The 17327-nt window shown below is 43.0% G+C and carries 15 protein-coding genes and 1 pseudogene; 9 read left to right on the plus strand and 7 right to left on the minus strand.

What is annotated here, in order from left to right; all coding sequences use genetic code 11:
• Window positions 1-137: 137 nt before the first annotated feature.
• A pseudogene (abc-f, locus tag ACYVLS_RS05690) lies at window positions 138-1574 on the plus strand (ribosomal protection-like ABC-F family protein); the annotation flags it as partial.
• A gap of 64 nt (window positions 1575-1638) precedes the next feature.
• Here abc-f and ACYVLS_RS05695 read toward each other — a convergent pair.
• From ACYVLS_RS05695 to ACYVLS_RS05710, 4 genes are all read right to left on the minus strand, one after another.
• Window positions 1639-3129 (minus strand): phospholipase D family protein, encoded by a 1491-nt coding sequence (locus ACYVLS_RS05695; protein WP_460322250.1) that lies wholly within the window; start codon window positions 3127-3129, stop codon window positions 1639-1641.
• A gap of 179 nt (window positions 3130-3308) precedes the next feature.
• Window positions 3309-4712, minus strand: a complete 1404-nt coding sequence (locus ACYVLS_RS05700) for an aldehyde dehydrogenase family protein (protein WP_460322252.1) — start codon at window positions 4710-4712, stop codon at window positions 3309-3311.
• A 222-nt stretch (window positions 4713-4934) separates the two neighbouring features.
• Window positions 4935-5696, minus strand: coding sequence for a GDSL-type esterase/lipase family protein (locus tag ACYVLS_RS05705; protein ID WP_460322254.1), 762 nt, complete (start codon window positions 5694-5696; stop codon window positions 4935-4937).
• Between the two features lie 238 nt (window positions 5697-5934).
• The gene (locus tag ACYVLS_RS05710; RefSeq protein WP_460322256.1) at window positions 5935-6741 is read right to left on the minus strand and encodes a MerR family transcriptional regulator; all 807 of its coding nucleotides are present in this window, start codon (window positions 6739-6741) and stop codon (window positions 5935-5937) included.
• 102 nt (window positions 6742-6843) lie between these two features.
• Here ACYVLS_RS05710 and ACYVLS_RS05715 point away from each other — a divergent pair, with 102 nt between their 5' ends.
• A complete protein-coding gene (locus ACYVLS_RS05715; RefSeq protein WP_460322258.1) occupies window positions 6844-7395 on the plus strand; it encodes a hypothetical protein in 552 nt (183 codons plus the stop codon).
• Window positions 7396-7574: 179 nt separating this feature from the next.
• Here the strand turns inward: ACYVLS_RS05715 and ACYVLS_RS05720 are convergent, their stop codons facing one another.
• On the minus strand, window positions 7575-7955 hold the full coding sequence (locus ACYVLS_RS05720; RefSeq protein WP_460322260.1) for a VOC family protein: 381 nt from the start codon (window positions 7953-7955) through the stop codon (window positions 7575-7577).
• Between the two features lie 370 nt (window positions 7956-8325).
• Between ACYVLS_RS05720 and ACYVLS_RS05725 the strand changes: the two genes are divergently transcribed.
• The 7 genes from ACYVLS_RS05725 (at window position 8326) to ACYVLS_RS05755 (ending at window position 16145) form a co-directional block, all read left to right on the plus strand.
• Entirely contained in the window at window positions 8326-10008 is a 1683-nt protein-coding gene (locus ACYVLS_RS05725; protein WP_460322263.1) for a methyl-accepting chemotaxis protein, read from the plus strand.
• A 715-nt stretch (window positions 10009-10723) separates the two neighbouring features.
• Window positions 10724-12007, plus strand: coding sequence for a flavin monoamine oxidase family protein (locus tag ACYVLS_RS05730; protein ID WP_460322265.1), 1284 nt, complete (start codon window positions 10724-10726; stop codon window positions 12005-12007).
• Between the two features lie 150 nt (window positions 12008-12157).
• Window positions 12158-13057, plus strand: a complete 900-nt coding sequence (locus ACYVLS_RS05735; RefSeq protein ID WP_460322267.1) for a DUF4349 domain-containing protein — start codon at window positions 12158-12160, stop codon at window positions 13055-13057.
• 124 nt (window positions 13058-13181) lie between these two features.
• Window positions 13182-13562, plus strand: a complete 381-nt coding sequence (locus tag ACYVLS_RS05740) for a VOC family protein (protein ID WP_460322270.1) — start codon at window positions 13182-13184, stop codon at window positions 13560-13562.
• A gap of 50 nt (window positions 13563-13612) precedes the next feature.
• Window positions 13613-14569 carry a glutathione S-transferase family protein gene (locus ACYVLS_RS05745; protein ID WP_460322273.1) on the plus strand — a complete coding sequence of 319 codons (957 nt, stop codon included), beginning with the start codon at window positions 13613-13615 and terminating at the stop codon, window positions 14567-14569.
• Between the two features lie 564 nt (window positions 14570-15133).
• On the plus strand, window positions 15134-15553 hold the full coding sequence (locus ACYVLS_RS05750; RefSeq protein ID WP_460322275.1) for a hypothetical protein: 420 nt from the start codon (window positions 15134-15136) through the stop codon (window positions 15551-15553).
• Window positions 15554-15635: 82 nt separating this feature from the next.
• Complete coding sequence (locus ACYVLS_RS05755; RefSeq protein WP_460322277.1) at window positions 15636-16145, plus strand: flavodoxin domain-containing protein; 510 nt, start codon at window positions 15636-15638, stop codon at window positions 16143-16145.
• A gap of 72 nt (window positions 16146-16217) precedes the next feature.
• Here ACYVLS_RS05755 and ACYVLS_RS05760 read toward each other — a convergent pair whose 3' ends face one another.
• Both ACYVLS_RS05760 and ACYVLS_RS05765 read right to left on the minus strand, forming a co-directional pair.
• On the minus strand, window positions 16218-16643 hold the full coding sequence (locus ACYVLS_RS05760; RefSeq protein ID WP_460322280.1) for a hypothetical protein: 426 nt from the start codon (window positions 16641-16643) through the stop codon (window positions 16218-16220).
• A 55-nt stretch (window positions 16644-16698) separates the two neighbouring features.
• A complete protein-coding gene (locus ACYVLS_RS05765; RefSeq protein ID WP_460322283.1) occupies window positions 16699-17304 on the minus strand; it encodes a TetR/AcrR family transcriptional regulator in 606 nt (201 codons plus the stop codon).
• Window positions 17305-17327: the final 23 nt, after the last annotated feature.

A 17327-nucleotide genomic window follows, 5' to 3' on the forward strand; every position in this document is an offset into this window, starting at 1 on the left:
ATGACCTTCTTCTGTAGGCATCCTGTTCGAAAACACATTATTTTGGAAGAAAGTATCTGCCTAATTTAAAAAATGGCAGTTTGTTCAAAAAAACAGGTTAAATTTAAAGCTATGAATTATTCAGGTTAGAGCTTAATAATATAGAGAAGAGTTACAAAGGAAAAACAATTTTATCGATTGACCATCTTAAAGTGTACCAGAATGAGAAAATCGGTATAGTTGGAGAAAATGGGCAGGGAAAGAGCACACTACTGAACTTAATTAATCAGTCAATTCAGCCTGATAGTGGTCATGTGCATAAACACATTTCCTTTCACTACTTCAAACAAATAGATAGGCTTAAGACTATCGACTATGAAAATATGGATCCGGAACTTGTTTCCAGACTGGGTGTTCCTGAATCTCCTAGCCAGTATTTCAGCGGTGGAGAAGAGACGCGTCTAAAATTAGCTGACTTGTTTTCCAACTATTCGATGGGACTCTTGCTGGACGAACCGACCACTCACTTGGACACCAAAGGGATTCGATTTCTGATGAATGAATTGACCTATTATTATGGCACCTTACTGGTCGTCAGTCACGACAGACAATTTCTCGACAAAGTGGTGGATACCATTTGGGAAGTGGCTAATGATGAGGTAACTGTTTTCAAGGGGAACTACAGTAGTTATCAGGAGCAGAAAGAGCAGATGAAGTTAGAAAATGAACGGCTGCATAAAAACTATCAGAAAGAAAAGTCTCGCCTGTTGAAAGCTGCCCGACAAAAGGAAGAACAAGCCAAAAGTGTCAGCAATGTGAGTCAAAAGCAGAAGAATCGTAACATTAAACCCAGCAGATTATCTTCTACAAAGCAGAAAGATACCGTCCAGAAAGCTGCTCATAAAACGGCGAAAGCCATTGAAAAAAGAGTAGAGAATCTCGATGCAGTCGAATTGATTTCAGAACCAAAGGCTATCCATTTCCCGGCTTCCACCACTGTCAGTATACACAATCCCTATCCTATTATTGGGGAAGCCGTTTCTATATGTAGAGGAGGAAAGGTGCTCCTTGATGCGTGCGATTTTCAATTTAAAAAAGGGAAGAAAATTGGAATAGCTGGGCCGAATGGTTCCGGTAAAACGAGTTTATTGACTCATATCCTAAACTATCAAGAAGGCATCACTCTCTCTCCAAAGGTTAAATTTTCAGTGTACAAACAGATGAGTTACAAGTTTACAAAAGAAATTAGTGTGATTCATTATCTTATGCATGAATCGGAGTACCCGGGGTCCATTGTCAGAGCAGTACTCAATAATATTGGGTTTACGCATCAGAATATTAATCAGTCCGTCACTGAACTGAGCGGTGGCGAAGCAACTCGTCTAGCTTTAGCTAAACTGTTTACTGACCCAAGTAATGTTCTGATATTGGATGAACCAACCAATTTTATCGATGTAAAAACCATTGAAGCGCTGGAAGAGCTACTAAAATCTTACAAGGGAACAGTACTCTTCACTTCACATGATGAGTATTTTATGACAAAAATTGCCGATGAAATTTGGGAAATAAAGGATAAAAAGCTAGTCATGAAGTAGCAGAAAAAACCTATCAGACATTGGTCTGGTAGGTTTTTCGGTGTAGTCATATTCTTTACTCTTGTTAGAAAGTAGACAAGCCACTCCACTCCTGGAAGCGGTAGAGCATATTTTTCCAGCTGGTGGATTCGGCGTGTTCAGTGTAGTCAGCGGTATAGGTGCCGTCCTGATTTTCCCAGATACGATCAAAGAAAGTAAGCATGGCGTCTATTTCATGCTGGCCTTTCTGCCCACTAATCAACACATTTGTCTCAAGGTTTAAGTCGTCCATATTCCGACGGGTAAAATTGGTCGAACCGCCAATCGTTGTGACAGTTTCAGCCGTTTCATGGATAAAGAACTTCGCGTGGAACTGTTCGCCGTTTGACTCGTACCAGCGAACGGCAATGTTACTGTCTCCCTCGGTCAGTTCATGAGCCACAGGCCGGTTCGGGATGCCAACTTTCTCGTTTCCAAAAGCATCCTGATTGATATCCAGAACAAGCTGCACGCTGACGCCGCGTGAATCTGCTTCCTGTAAAGCGTTTATGACGTCACGGTCAGATAGATAAAACATACCGATTTTTATATAATCTTCAGATTCGGCCTCGGCAATCGTACTGAGAAGGGCTTCCTTAATTTTTCCTTCTGTCAGTAACTGGACGGTGTAGGTATCGTCACTTTCTTCACTATCATATTTAATCTCAAGTGAATCAAATATAGCCGTGTCGTAGCCGGACATCTCTGCGACTGCCTTTTCAGAAGCCAGTAGGTCATTTAACAATGGCCCTTGAATCGCATAAGCGATATTTGAATGAAAGGCACTGGCATCATGCGGATTGGCTGAGGTCACCAGTCCTTCTCGTTCGTTCATCACAACTTTCCGGTGATTTGCCTTGAAGTGGAGCAGGTGGGCAAAAGAGTTGACGTTCACACCCGGACCGGTCGCCCTAAAAATATTGGGAAGGTAGCCGGCATCAGATGTTCCCAGCCAACTTAAAAACGTTCGCGCAGGTCCCGAATAAACAGGGTTTGAGTCCCTTAAAGGAGACAAGTCTGTCAGAATGACATCTATTCCAGCATCCTTCATTTGTGCAAGGGGATCGGGTGTATAGGTGCCGTAAAAGGTGTTGATGGGATCTGTGATAAAGATAATCGGCATATCCGGCTGGGTCATTTTTTTATGTATAAGGGCATCTGCCAGCTCAGAGGATAACGACGGAAAATCTAAGTCCGGGTCGGTGTGGTCATAGTCATCGTTAAACAAGAACATATCGATGACTATAAAATCTTCAGCTTCATCAATCATCTGATAGATATAATCAAAAATTTCCTGTTCGTGTTCAACTTCCCCTTCCTCATTTGCGTAGGTCAAATCGTATAAAAACTGTAAGCTACTTGTTTCATGCCTCTCACCGGCAACAGAAATACCAGCAGGCAGTGGTTTAAAGGTATGAAAGATCGCCTGAATAATTGGAAGCAGTATCAGGGCAGAAACAAGGCCGAGTACTATTTTTTTGCGTCTAGAAAATGATTTATTATTTTTCCTTGTTTTACGCTTGTTTAATTTGGACATAAAAAACCTGCTTTCTCTAATAAATGGGTTGTTTGATTTAGAGTTAGTTTATCATAAAAAGAGATAAACTACTCCTTTATTTAAGTTGAAAAAAGCATATGAATGCATAAAAAGAGAACCCAAAAGCCAATTAAGTCTTCCGGGTTCTCCATACTCTTTATTGAGTTACTTATAATCGATTATTTAAATATCGCCTTCACTTCAACGTAATCCTCAACACCGTAGAGACCGTTCTCTCTTCCCAGTCCGGACTGCTTGTATCCACCGAACGGGGCTTTTGGTGAACGGGAAGCGTCATTAATGATGATGTTACCTGTTTTCAGTCTGCGAGCAACTGCAATGGCTTCGTCTTCCGGTCCGACAACACCGCCTGACAGGCCGTAAATCGAATCGTTGGCCAGTTCGATAGCTTCTTCAACCGAGTCGTAGGTCAGAACCACAAGGACAGGGCCGAAGATTTCTTCCTGAGCAATGGTCATGACATTTTTTACGTTAACAAAGACAGTCGGTTCCACATAATAGCCTTTGCGGTCCATCTTGTTTCCGCCAACCAGGATTTCAGCGCCTTCTTCTTTACCTTTTTCGATATAATTCAGCACAGTTTCCATCTGATCTTTGGAGACAAGCGGGCCGACCATGGTGTCTTCTTCATTTGGATCGCCCACTTTAATGTCTTTGTAGTAATCCTTGATAACCTCTTTTGTTTCTTCCAGTTTATCTTTTGGAACAAACAGGCGAGAGAGGGCAGAACAGGTCTGTCCCTGGTTATGAAGCAGTGTATTCGCTGAATTTTTGACAGCGAGTTCCAGGTCGCCACCTTTAAGGTAGACCATAGGTGATTTTCCGCCTAGTTCCAGAACGATCTGCTTCACTGTCGTCTTAGCTTTTTCATACAGGCTCTTACCGACCTTAGTCGATCCTGTAAATGAAATGACGGATACATCTTCATGACTGGTCAGGTAGTCACCCGTAGAGCTGCCGTCACCTGTAATCAAGTTGAAGACACCATCGGGAAGACCGGCTTTATCTACGATATCTGCTAATAGAAGAGCAGTTAGGGGAGTCAGGTTAGGTGGCTTCACCACAACCGTATTTCCTGCCAGAAGAGCAGGGGTAATCTTACGCTGAATCTGATTAAGCGGGTAGTTCCAAGGCGTGATGCAGGCTACAACACCATATCCCTCTTTGATCACCGTCGCATTGTCGACTTCTTCTTCGAATGAGAAGTTATCTATTTCTTCAAGCGTTGCGCCCATCTCTTTTTCGGCGAGGCCGACTTGCGTATTCTTGGCAAACTGTCGTGAGGTCCCGAGTTCCTCGATCATCGTTTCGATCAGTTCCTCTTCACGTTCCTTGATGCCGTCAAGAATCTTCTGTACATACTCGGCACGCTTGGAAGGGTCTGTTGTGTTCCAGTCATCAAAAGCTGCTTTGGCCGCTGATACTGCACGGTTCACATCTTCTTCATTGGCGTTGACTACTTTATCGATCACTTCTTCAGTTGTCGGATTAATGACGTCTGCGTAATCATCAGACTGCGCATCCTGCCATTTTCCGTTGTAATATAAGGTTTGTTTTGTCAATTGACTCGCCTCCTAATTCCTATTATGCAAAAAAAGGTGGGAGATGCCAAACGAAAGAGCTTGAACGATATTAGCTCATGAAGTATCTAATGCGTTATTAAGCCCCTATTCAAAAAAAGAAAGCTCAAAGGGTGGACAAGGTGGTCTTTCCTTTAAACTTTCCGAGTATTCTATTTTATTTGCTACACAGGACATCAATTTTACTAACGATTAATTGAACATCTAATTTATCAAAGTATAGAGCTGTTCAGCTATGGCCTGATAGCCTTCTTCATTTGGGTGAAAGTAATCCTCATAGAGAAAGTTTTCCATCTGATCCTGGAACAGATCAAAGGTCGGGACATATGTGGCATCAGGGTGTGACTCTACAAGTGAACGGGTATCGTCATTCCATTCAACAAGGTAATCGCTCAATTCTGGAATGATCAGACTGTATGGGTTATACAAGCCGATAAGGGCAATTTGAGATTCCGGATTCAGCTTTCGGATGTCACCGATAATGATTTCCAGATTGTCCAGATAGGCATTAAGTGTGTCTAGGAAGGCCACGGGCAGATCCAGATCTCTTTGAAAAGCCAGACGATTCAAGTCATTTCCTCCAATAGAGATGACAACCAGATCCGCTTCAGCAATAGTCGCATCGTTTTCTCCTGTTTCAATCAAGTCGACAAGCCGACTGCTGGTGTAACCGGATATGGCCAGATTGGTCAAAGTCTCATCACCGTTCCGGTCCATTAACTCGAGGTACCGGTCACCGATGCCGGAGCTTTCTTCGTCACCAACACCGGAGCCTATGGAGTCTCCGAGGATGACTATATTATTGATTTCTTCTTGAGGGACAGGTTCTTCTACTAGCTCAGACTCATCATCTTCCTGTACACCTTCATCTTCATCTCCAATTATGGATAATAGACCGACATAGGCAATGAATGCTAGCAGAGCCACTGTAATTAACAGCATAAGGATTCGTATTTTCTTTTTCATCGTTAATACTCCTAACAGACCTCTTTTCAATTAGGCCAATCGAAATAAGTGAGCGGGTTTTAGATTGCATGTTAATCGGTATGGATTAAGTTATCTATATTGTAGCATTATATAAGTGAAGTAATGTAGCAGAACGCAGAAAAGCCAGACAGTTTTGCGAAAGTAGGATGTCTGGCTGACTATATATCAAAGAATAAAGATCGAAGCATAAGCAGCAGGAAGAAAGCAGATTTCTGACCTAAACGCTTTTCACCCTGACTTGTATTTCAGTGATCAGATTCGTCTGGTTGTCATAAACAGTATCATGCAAGGCACGCTCGTAGAAGTAGCTGTCGAGTGGAAGGTTATGCTGTCTGCTGAAATCGATCAGTTTCCGGTAAGGATGATGCAGCTCTTCTTCAGGCCCTTGAAAGACGATGCGAAGATAACTGCCAGCTGGTTTGGTATGAGTAGCTGATTCAGCCGAAGCGGCTTTGATATAGAAGTAATCGTACTGTTCAGTAAAAGGATTCTCGAGCTTTTTATCCACATTGATAAGGGTGCCATATTCATTGTTGGCAAGAAAGTGCAGATCCTTGTCATGAACTAAGGCGATGGCATCCATGATCCAGTCTGTCGGAGAGCGATTTTCCATTGGATGGCTGAGAACAAGGTGGTCCGTCGTGCAGTTTATCAGTTCAACTTCCATATGCGGCCGTTCAGCAATACTGATGTAGTGAAGCTTTCTGTCAATCGTATGCCTAATGCGTTCCAGTGCCTCCAGTTTGCGGTCGACATCACTGAGCCTGCTCTGAAGAGAGAGCTTGAAATCATGAAAGTCTCCAGAGAGGACCTTTTTGATTTCAGCCAGAGGCATATTCAGTTCCTTTAATGAAAGGATCAGACTCAAATCAAATACCTGTTTCAGCGTATAATAACGGTAGTCGTTCTCTCCTTTGAATTCAGGAGAGAAGAGCCCGATTTCGTCATAGTAATGAAGTGTGCGTTTATTGATGTCCACCAGTTCAGCCAGTTCGGCAATTCTGAGGCTGTTCTTTTTCTTCATAAGATAATCAGTCCTTCCCCTTGACTCTACAGTTACTGTAGCCTTTATACTTAATATAGTCAATGATCAGTAATCGTCATTAGATTGAAAGGGGACAGTATCATGCTGAGAATTGGTATCGTAGTATTAGGTGTAGAAAAATGGAAAGAGTGTCGGACAGTAGCAAAGACCGTTCTTCCGTACCTGAAAAAAATCGGGAAGCGGGCTTATGGCACCTCATTTGAATTGATCGATCTGGAAAAGTACAATCAGTCTCTTGACGGCGAATGGAATTTGACTGAAAAAGGACTGAAAAAGTTCAATGAGAAAGATGGCTTCATTTTTGTTCTGCCAACCTTCTCAGAAGAAGTGCCGGAGAGTTACCAGTCATTTTTCAGCCATATCCATAGGGAGCTGCAGCATAAATCCGTTATGACGATCTGTTTTGGTGACAAGGATGAAAAGAGGCATACAATGGAGCAGCTGAATATCTGTCTTCTTAAATATGATCTGGCCTTGCCCGCGACCGATATCTTTGTGCCGAAGTATACCTTTGTCGAATGGGAAACCAAGCCGGATATAGAGAACATGATTACGGACCACGTAAACGATTATCTGCACTGGGCCATGAGTACGAAGTATCTGAGGAACATCAGAAAAAGTCTAGTCATGTAATAGTGATATTCAGGCTCTTCCTACAAACGGGAAGGGCCTTTTATAATGCTAACTGCTTAAGTTCCAAGTTAATGGGATAAAAAGACGGAAACTTTTATATAAATAAAGTTTCCGTTTAGATATTAGATATTAACCTATACAACGAGCGCTTTCATTTTTTATTTAAGAATGAAGCCGGATTAGATCGGCTCATAGATTTCTATTAGTGAACCAGAAGGGTCCCTAAAATGAGCAACTTTGATGCCCCAATCTTCCTGTTCGGTTGGTTTACTGATAAAGGAGACGCTGTTTTTTAATTTCTGATAAGTTTCTTCAACGCTGTCTACTTTGAAGATTAAAACTGTTCTATCGTCTTTTCTAGCATCAGTAGAATAATCTTGTCCTATTGCTTCAACCATCTGTTTACGTTCAAAGATTCCTAAAGTAGCGCCGTTAAATTTGAAATCAGCATAATTAGAATGTTCATTTCCCCAAGAAACCTCAAAGCCCATAACATCTCTATAAAATAGGAAACATTCTTTGTAATTGTCTACAAGTAATTGAATATGAGTCAGTTCCATTAAAACACCTCTTATATGATTTTTTTTATTTCTGATTTTTTAACGCATGCTAACGCCTGTTTTTCTATTGTATTCTCCTCCCCGTTAGTTGAATGAAGAAGCAGTTTTTAATTATACGTTATCATAATGTAAGTGTATCATATACTCGATATTTGGACTTGGATTCCTTCAATAAATAGATGACTGATTTTAATTTACTTATCTGCTAAGTAACTGAGAAGCATAGAAAAAAGTAGTGAAAATGTAGACCTATAAGTTTTTTAGGTGAGAAAACTATCATTTAAGTTAATTAATAGCGAAAGATTCCGATAATAAATAAGTAGCCGCTGATAGTGGACTAACTTACATAGTACAAATTGGGGGAAGTAAATTGAAAATTACGACTAAATTATTAGGTTCTTATCTGATACTGGCAGTCATCGTACTGGTATTAGGTGGCTTGGAGCTTTTCGGGCTTCAAATCATGAACGATAATTCTAATGAACTCTATACGGAACGGGTACAGCCGACGATCATTCTATCTGAAATCGCCCAGCTGATGGAAAATACTCGGGTACATATGCTGACCGGTGTTATTAATGCTGATCCGTCAAGAGGAGAACCGGCGCTTGAAAATATCGATCGAATTGAGGAGCTCCTTGCTGAATATAGTAACCGTACTTTTTATGAGGAAGAAGCGGTTCTTGTCGAAGAACTGAATAGATACTGGGACAATTATTCTGAGCTGCTACATGAAGCTGGAGATTCCCTAGTTGAGCAGGACTTTACCGAAGCAATGAATGGAATTAGACGTGCTGGATCCCAGTATGGAGGAGTAAATATGTATCTGAATGACCTGCTGGAAATGAATGAAATCTTATCTGAACAAGCATTCAGTCAGAATCAGTCCGTATACATCGCTCTTAGAAATATTATATTGATTGTAAGTGTACTTGCTACAGCTTTTGCCATTGTAATTGGCCTGTTCATGGGACGAATCATCGGACGACCGTTGACCTCCATCTCGAGCAAACTGAACGATGTTGCGGATGGAAAGCTGACGGGTCAGACGATTCGCACAAAACGTAAAGACGAAATCGGCATGCTTGAACAGGCAACCAACAAGATGCAGGAAGAGCTGCGTCACATCATTACCTCAGTATCGAACGCAACTCATCATGTCCTGAGTTCCAGTGAAGAACTGACTCAGTCCACAAACGAGGTTGTCCAGGGAGCTGATCAGATTGCGATAACTATGCAGGAGCTCGCATCCGGATCAGAATCACAGGCTACTTATACCAGCGATCTTTCAGAGAGTATGAGTGCATTCGTTCACACAATCGAGCAGTCAGTTGAGGAGAGTGAGCGCATTTATCAGACCTCCACTAAAGTACGCGGTCTGACAGATGAGGGGCGTCTGATGATGGACTCCTCAGTCACACAAATGCAGACCATCGATGAGATCGTCAAGCAGTCTGTCGAAGGAATGAGAGGACTGGATACAAAATCCAGTGAAGTGTCCGAACTGGTCACAGTCATTGAAGGAATTGCAGAACAGACGAATCTTCTGGCGCTGAATGCGGCAATTGAAGCGGCACGTGCCGGCGAGCAGGGCAAAGGCTTCGCTGTAGTAGCTGATGAAGTCAGAAAACTGTCGGAAGAAGTTTCCGGTTCCGTTGTGGAAATTACTGACATCGTTAGACGCATGCAGGAAGAATCTGCACAAGTCGTTGGTGCACTGGAAAATGGGTACAGTGAAGTTCAGAAAGGAACTACTCAGATTCAGGAGACCGGGAAGACCTTCAACAGCATTTCATCTTCAGTTGAACAAATGGAACGGACGATACGAAGAATTACTGAAAAGCTGGCAGACAACAAGGAACAGACTGTCAATATGAGTTCCAGTGTAGAAGAGATCGCGTCGATTTCTGAAGAGTCGGCTGCGGGTATCGAACAGACGTCGGCATCGGCTCAACAGTCAAACAGCACGATGCAGGAAGTCTCTGCAAGCTCAGAAGAACTGGCCCGTCTGGCAGAAGAACTGAACCAGCTGGTCGAACGCTTCGAACTATAGGACTAGTAGAATAATAAGGAATTTAACCCGGATTGAGTGATCAGTTGATCGCCCTGTCCGGGTTTTACTGTGTGCAGGGCAGGAATGACATCAGTAGCATAGGCTAAATGCAGTTGCGGAGGTCGGTTCGAGTCGAAGATGCAGTTATAAATCGTCTACTTATAGTTCAGTTCAAACGGCTGGTACGGAAATGGAGTTAGAGTGATTCTAGTTATAGTTCAGGCGTCTCCTTTAGATTAACTTGCCACTAGAAGGGGTCTAGAGGAAGCTTTGTGCGAGAATAAGAATTAAGCTACAGCTAGAGGCGCCCTAATGATAGTTTAGCTTCATAGAAAGAAATAAACTACAGCTGAAAAGGATCTAATGACAGTTATCCCCCAGAAAAAATGTCGGAACTAAAAGTAAAAACAAGACTACTGTGAGTTCAGCAGCATGGCACTCTCCTAAGGTGCAGCTAAACAGGCATAACGACTAGTATACCTTGAATTACTCGACTCAAAAAGCAGGTAAAGCTCTTGAAGAATGAAGAATCTGCTCAGGCAGATTCAACTGCCTTTAGATAGACATGATTAGTCATAAACGTTCTCTCCTTTTCGGATATCTTATAAAAGAAAGTCTGGCCTTAACAAAAGAGTGTGCTAAGATAAGGGTGAATAGGTAGATCATGATCACTATGAATGATGCTTTGCCAGAAAGCGTTACGGGAGGTCACACAATGAGTAGAGAAACAGAAGCAGTGGAAGTCATTATTGTTGGAGCGGGATTAGCTGGTTTATCAGCCGCCCGTGTGGTTGATGGCAGCGGACTGAGTTACAAAGTTCTTGAGGCAACAGACCGGGCCGGAGGAAAAGTTTATTCAGGATGTAACGAGCAGGGAGAGTATGCTCTGGAACTGGGAGCACAGTTTGTCAATAAGGATATGACTGAGCTGACTAGGCTAATTGAAGAAAGCGGGATGCATTTAAAGCGTACCGTTTCAAAGTCAGACAGTGTCTATCTGCACGCAAAAACACGGACGGACGTTGGCGCGTTCATCGAATCCGTCGATGAAGAAATTGTTCATAGCGAGACTGACACGCGTCTGTCCCTTGCCCAGACGATAGAAGATTGGGTAGAAAACGAACAGGAAGAAGCAATAGCCAAGAGTTTTTTCACTGAAGAATCAACTGTCAGTACCGAGCACATTCTTGCCGAAAGCTTTCTCGAAACGATTGAGCGGTACGCGTCTGAACTGGATGACCTTACACATCAGGCATCCGGGCAGCTCACACAGGTAGTCGATTATCTTTCGTCTCAGCTGAAAGTAGAGATTTTGTTCAACCATCCAGTTGAATCTGTTGAGTATGAAGATGGTCTATATACATTAAATACGAGCAATGGGAAGAGTCATCATGCCAAAGCTGTCATATTTGCGATTCCTCCAACGGCCGGAAGCCGCATTAAGTTTCCGGAAGAGCTGAAGACTTATTACGAGCCATTTCTGACTAGCTACATCGATGGGTCAGTTATTAAAGTGTCTCTAACATATGAGCAACCATTCTGGCATGACTATGACATGAACGGGAAATCCGTTCATGTAGAAGGAATCGTCTATGGTGGTTACGATGGGCTGAGTGTTTCCGACTCTTCAAAGGAGGGAGACCATCCAAGATTGACTGCCTTTATTGGAGGAGATTTGGCGAAAGACTTGGTGGAGCGGTCAGAACAGGATCGTCATCAGTTTGTGCTGGATAGATTGAGAGACGTCCTGGGTGATCAGGTGGAGGAATACTTGGATTACAGAGAAAGCATCTGGGTCGACCATCCATATTATGGGGGAGGATACAGCGGGCAGGTGCATGTGGCGGGATTACCGGAATCGCCTGATAAACTGCGAACGCCTTTTAAGTTATCTGTTTTTGCAAGTACAGAGCTGGCTGAAGCTTTTCCAGGCTTTATGGAAGGGGCACTCCGGTCAGGAAAGTCTGCAGCAGAGAAGATAATCAACCTCGTCGACTAATTAGAGAAACGTTGACTTAGTTATAATAATGAACCGGTAGACAGGGTGATGAACAACTATATTTTTATGTTCATCACCCTGTATCTTTTTCACAGACTTAGGAGTATGATGAGTGTAAATAATCAGATAAGAGATAAGGACTGAGTAGAGATGAGGATAAAGCGGAGTATTTTACTTATGGCGGTCTTCCTTCTGACAGCCTGTGCGTCAGAATCCGAAGGGGATATGAGCGATGAGTCGACAGGGTATGACGGTGGAGGAACCGCAGTGACGGAAGACTCGGCTGATATGGATATGGCAGGAGAAGTCGGGGAATCACCGGAGAGTTCAGGTGAACGGCTTATTGGAGAGAAAGTCATTCGAACGGCAAATATGGACTTTGAAACGGTCGAGTACTCTGAGACTGTTACTTATATTCGTGAATTGGTCACGCGACACGACGCATTTATCGAACATTCCTATGAATCCAGCCATACACCGGGCGGGGGAGCATCCAGACAATACAGAATGATTGATTACACCCTGCGTGTACCGACGGAACATCTGACGGCTTTTCTGAATGATTTGGAAGGTGTTCAGGCTCAGAAAATCAGTGAACAGATAGGAACTGAGGATGTCACGCAGTTCTATAGAGATACCGAAGCAAGAGTGCAGGTTCTGGAAAACAAGGAAGAACGGTTGAACGAGCTGCTGGATCGAGCCGAGACGATTGAAGAAATCATTCAGATCGAAGACAGTCTGAGTCAGACTATTGCAGAGAGAGAAAGTCTGCAGTCCCAGCTGGATTATTATGATGACCTGATCGACTACACATCAGTTTACCTTACCGTAACGGAACGTCCTCGTCTGTCAGGCGAACGTGGAGATGGCATTTCATTCTTCCAACGGATTCAGGATGCGATTGTCGACTCATTTTATGCGTTCTACTACATTTTGCAGGACTTGGTCATTTTCCTGATCTACGCTCTTCCGTTCATCATCGTTATCGGTATCGTCGGATGGCTGATTTGGTTTGTTACTAGACGAGTGAAAAACAAGAAGAGGCCTTGATAATTGAACAGCTTAAATTTACACAAGAAACATCCGGACTGTTCAATTTTGCATATGATTAGTTTAAATTGGGGACATTTACTATAATGGTAGTGAGAATAATCACAGTCAGCGAGGGATCAATGTGAGAATCGAGCATGTCGGCATGTGGACAAAAGACCTGGAAACGATGAGAACTTTTTACGAAACGTATTTCAAAGTGAAAAGTGGGGAAAAGTATCATAATCCAGAGAAGCAGTTTACTTCTTATTTTCTGACCTTTGAATCGGGCAGTCGTCTGGAACTGATGCATCGGGAGGATATTTCGAAAGAAGCGGCAGAAAGCTTCGGCTATGCTCATCTGGCTTTGTCTGTCGGAGACAAGGACACTGTTGACAGGATGGTAGACAGACTGCAGGCGGATGGATATGCTCTGCTCAACGGTCCGCGAACGACTGGAGACGGCTACTATGAAGCGGTTATCGCTGATCCTGAAGGGAATCTCATTGAACTGACCACAGACTGACAGGTGCAGATGAATACGGAAAAAAGAACACAATATAACAGGAGGTTATTATGGGATTATTAGTTGACGGAAAATGGCACGACAAATGGTACGACACGGAAAAGAATGACGGGCGGTTTATCCGAGAGGAGTCACAGTTCAGAAACTGGGTGACACCTGACGGCAGCGCGGGACCAAGTGGTGAGGGTGGATTTAAGGCTGAATCGGGGCGGTATCATTTATACATTTCAAATGCATGTCCGTGGGCTAATCGAACCACGATCATGCGCAAACTTAAAGGTCTTGAAGAGATGATTTCCATTTCAGTGGTGCATCCCTTGATGGCCGAAAACGGCTGGACCTTTGAAAATGATGAAGGAGTCATCAAGGATCCGGTTATCGATGCGGACTACCTTTATGAAATATATACCCATGTCGAACCAGAATACAGTGGTCGAGTGACTGTCCCTGTGCTGTACGACTTGAAGCAGGATAAAATCGTCAACAATGAATCATCGGAAATCATGCGGATGCTGAATTCTGCATTTGATGAAGTGGGAGCTAAAGAAGGCGATTACTATCCGGAAGAGTTGCGTAAAGATATTGATGCCATAAACGATAAAGTATATGGTGCGGTCAATAATGGGGTGTATAAAGCAGGCTTTGCAACCAAGCAGGATGTTTACGAAGAGGAAGTCACGAAGCTCTTTGCAATGCTGGATGAGCTGGAAGGTATTCTTGAAGACAAGCGCTACCTGACTGGAGACCAGGTAACTGAAGCGGATATTCGACTCTTTACCACACTCGTCCGATTTGACAGTGTGTACTATACGCATTTTAAGTGCAATATAAGACGCATCACTGATTACCCGAACTTGTGGCGGTATACAAGAGAAATCTACAATATGTTCGGAGTATCCGAGACAATTAACTTCCGACACATTAAAGAACACTACTTCAGCAGTCACAAAAATATTAATCCAACCGGTATCGTTCCCGTAGGACCCGACTTGGATTTTAGTTTATAAAAAAATAAGCGTGTCCGGAGAAATTTCTACCGGTACGCTTATTTACATGTCTGGTTCAGCTGGTTTTATTAAATAGTACAATGCTAAGCTTCACTCGACGCAGGAAATAGTACCCGAGCTGACCCGCTACAGCTCAGGCTGGGCAACTCGGAGGCAACCCTATATCTGGGTCGACCCGCTACAGCTCAGGCTGGTCAACTTGGAGGCAACCCTATATCTGGGTCGACCCGCTACAGCTCAGGCTGGTCAACTCGGAGGCAACCCTATATCTGGGTCGACCCGCTACAGCTCAGGCTAGCCAACTCGGAGGAAAAACTATATCTGACTCTGCCCACTACAGCTCAGGTTATCCATCTCACAGGTTGCTTGGCACTTGAGTCGACCATCTCCCAAACTAATAATGGATTATTTAACTCGATGACAAGACTATGTTGGAAGCTTTGATTAAATTAGAGTATGATTAACATAATAGGAAGGTGAAATGTGCACATTTCACCCTCACCTTTAGCTTTATAGGTGAATGATGCATGTACAGGGAAAACGAAACGGCATGGAGGTTAAATTATGAGTATAGAAATTATCAGACCCTCTCGTTACATCCATAGTCTTGGCAAACTAAAGGTGAAGGTGAATCACGACCGGGTAGTAAAAATGAAAAATGGTGAAACGAAGACAGTTGATTTGGGTCAACAGCAGGCAATATTACAGGTTAAACACTTTGGGACAAAAAGCAACAAGTTGACCGTTACAGATGGCGACTCGGTTGAGCTTGGAATTAAAAAATGGGTGTACTGGCAACCTGTTATTATAGGCATTGTTGTTTTTATAAGTTCCATGCTTACTCCTCAAATTGAAACACTCTCGATGTTTGAAAACTGGCCTATACTAGCAGTGGCCGGTCTGGTTGGAGCAACTATGGGTTTGCTAGCTGGTATTCCCTATTTATTCTTCGACAGTTATGAACTCTACAAAGTTCATGAATAGATAAGTCTATTTATATACTCACTGCAGACAAGCACGCTACATAACTCAAGCCTACTCAGCTTGAGATTGGGAGGAAAACTGAATGAAAACATTGATCGCTTATTCAAGCAAGCACGGCTGCACGGAAACATGTACTCGTCTGCTGGCTGAACGTCTTGTCGGGGAAGTCGAAAGAGTCAACTTAAAAGACACATCTGAAGTGAATTTGTCAGCTTATGATGCGGTAGTTCTAGGCAGTCCGGTATATGCAGGGAGAATACTGGGGGAAGTCAGGACATTTACTGAAGAGCACTTGGATGCCCTGATGGAGAAAAAACTGGGACTGTTCATCTGTGGGATGCAGGAAGAACACACTATTAGAGAAGAACTGGAGCTGAATTATCCTGCTGTACTTAGGAAAGCTGCAGTAGCAGTGGATTGTTTTGGCGGAGAGTACCATTTTGATTCCATGAATCTTATGGAAAAAATGATTGTAAGAAAACTAGCCAAAGTAAAAGAGGATGTATCCGATATTCGCGAAGACACCATTCAGCAGTTTGCGGACAGCTTGAACAGAGTTGAAGAAGAGGATAAAGATACATCATTGAGTTAACAAATTGTGTGCTAATATTCTAGAAAATAAAAGCAAACACCTCAGAACCAGCAGGTTTTGAGGTGTTTGCTTTTATACATTATACCGGCTTTTCCAGCTCTTTGGAAAGCGCAATCGGTTGCCGTAAACGTAACGGATCAGCTGACCATGATGCTGAACTTCATGCTCCAGTAGTGAAAATAAAAGGTCCGTCTGTATGCTGTTGAGTTCATTCTTCTGGAGATAGGAGAGGCAATCCGCTGAACTGGCTGTCAAGCTCTCAAGGACTCTGGATGGAGAAGTCACATCGGTTAAGGCACATGAAAATCCGATCCATTCATTTTGAATAATCGCCTCCAAGTAACTTTCCCGGGCGCCTACAATACACCACATCTGTTCACCTATTGTATTTGAGGGTATATCTCTCAGTTGCATTCTCAGCTCCTCACCAGATAAGGAAGATGCAAGGTCCTCTGTTAAGTTAAATGCTGTTTCGAGTCGTTCAGTTAGTTGAGTCATAGAAGGATCCCTTCTTGATTGGTTTATACAGGTATCAATACCGTCAGTCGACGAGTTAAATCACTGAAATCCCCAGCACGGTCAAGTTGGCGTTGCCGACGAGTTTCGTTATCAGTCGGGCAAGCTGGTCCTCAGGGTAGTCGCAGTCATTTTTCAGCCACCAGTTGATTGTCATAAAAAGAATTCCCAGACTGTAATCGATGATCAGTTCGACTGGTACTTCCATATCGGATTCTATAATGCGCAGGCGGCTCAGAATATCCTGATAGGAATCGGTCACCAGTTTTTTAAATTTATCGGTCAATATATGCTTGTCAACAATCGAGAGGATGAGGACATACGTGTCTTTGTCCTCTTTTATCTGTTCGAGAAGCTGCGTCAGAACCATCTGAATATGCATCAGCTTCACTTCATTGTCATTAGTCATGACGGACAGCTTCATAATGGCTTGAATGGATTCCAGTTTCTGTTCGATGATCTTTTCAACCAAATCATCCTTGTCATGAAAGTAGGCATAAAAGGTTGAACGGTTAATCATCGCTTCATCCGCAATATCCTGGATAGTGATGTCGGTATAGTCCTTTATACTAAGCAGATTGTAAAATGCCCTATAAATTGCTGTATGTGTTCTAAGCACCCGCAAGTCCTGTTTTTTGGTCATGTCATCCTCCCATCCGACAATTT

This window comes from Alkalibacterium psychrotolerans (assembly GCF_054784355.1).

Bases quoted from the DNA above. Each gene is read 5' to 3' on its own strand.
- ACYVLS_RS05760 (WP_460322280.1), bottom strand. From the start codon at position 16,643: ATGACTCAACTAACTGAACGACTCGAAACAGCATTTAACTTAACAGAG.
- ACYVLS_RS05695 (WP_460322250.1), bottom strand. From the start codon at position 3,129: ATGTCCAAATTAAACAAGCGTAAAACAAGGAAAAATAATAAATCATTT.
- ACYVLS_RS05755 (WP_460322277.1), top strand. From the start codon at position 15,636: ATGAAAACATTGATCGCTTATTCAAGCAAGCACGGCTGCACGGAAACA.
- ACYVLS_RS05765 (WP_460322283.1), bottom strand. From the start codon at position 17,304: ATGACCAAAAAACAGGACTTGCGGGTGCTTAGAACACATACAGCAATT.
- ACYVLS_RS05715 (WP_460322258.1), top strand. From the start codon at position 6,844: ATGCTGAGAATTGGTATCGTAGTATTAGGTGTAGAAAAATGGAAAGAG.
- ACYVLS_RS05705 (WP_460322254.1), bottom strand. From the start codon at position 5,696: ATGAAAAAGAAAATACGAATCCTTATGCTGTTAATTACAGTGGCTCTG.
- ACYVLS_RS05750 (WP_460322275.1), top strand. From the start codon at position 15,134: ATGAGTATAGAAATTATCAGACCCTCTCGTTACATCCATAGTCTTGGC.
- ACYVLS_RS05735 (WP_460322267.1), top strand. From the start codon at position 12,158: ATGAGGATAAAGCGGAGTATTTTACTTATGGCGGTCTTCCTTCTGACA.
- ACYVLS_RS05745 (WP_460322273.1), top strand. From the start codon at position 13,613: ATGGGATTATTAGTTGACGGAAAATGGCACGACAAATGGTACGACACG.
- ACYVLS_RS05730 (WP_460322265.1), top strand. From the start codon at position 10,724: ATGAGTAGAGAAACAGAAGCAGTGGAAGTCATTATTGTTGGAGCGGGA.
- ACYVLS_RS05720 (WP_460322260.1), bottom strand. From the start codon at position 7,955: ATGGAACTGACTCATATTCAATTACTTGTAGACAATTACAAAGAATGT.
- ACYVLS_RS05710 (WP_460322256.1), bottom strand. From the start codon at position 6,741: ATGAAGAAAAAGAACAGCCTCAGAATTGCCGAACTGGCTGAACTGGTG.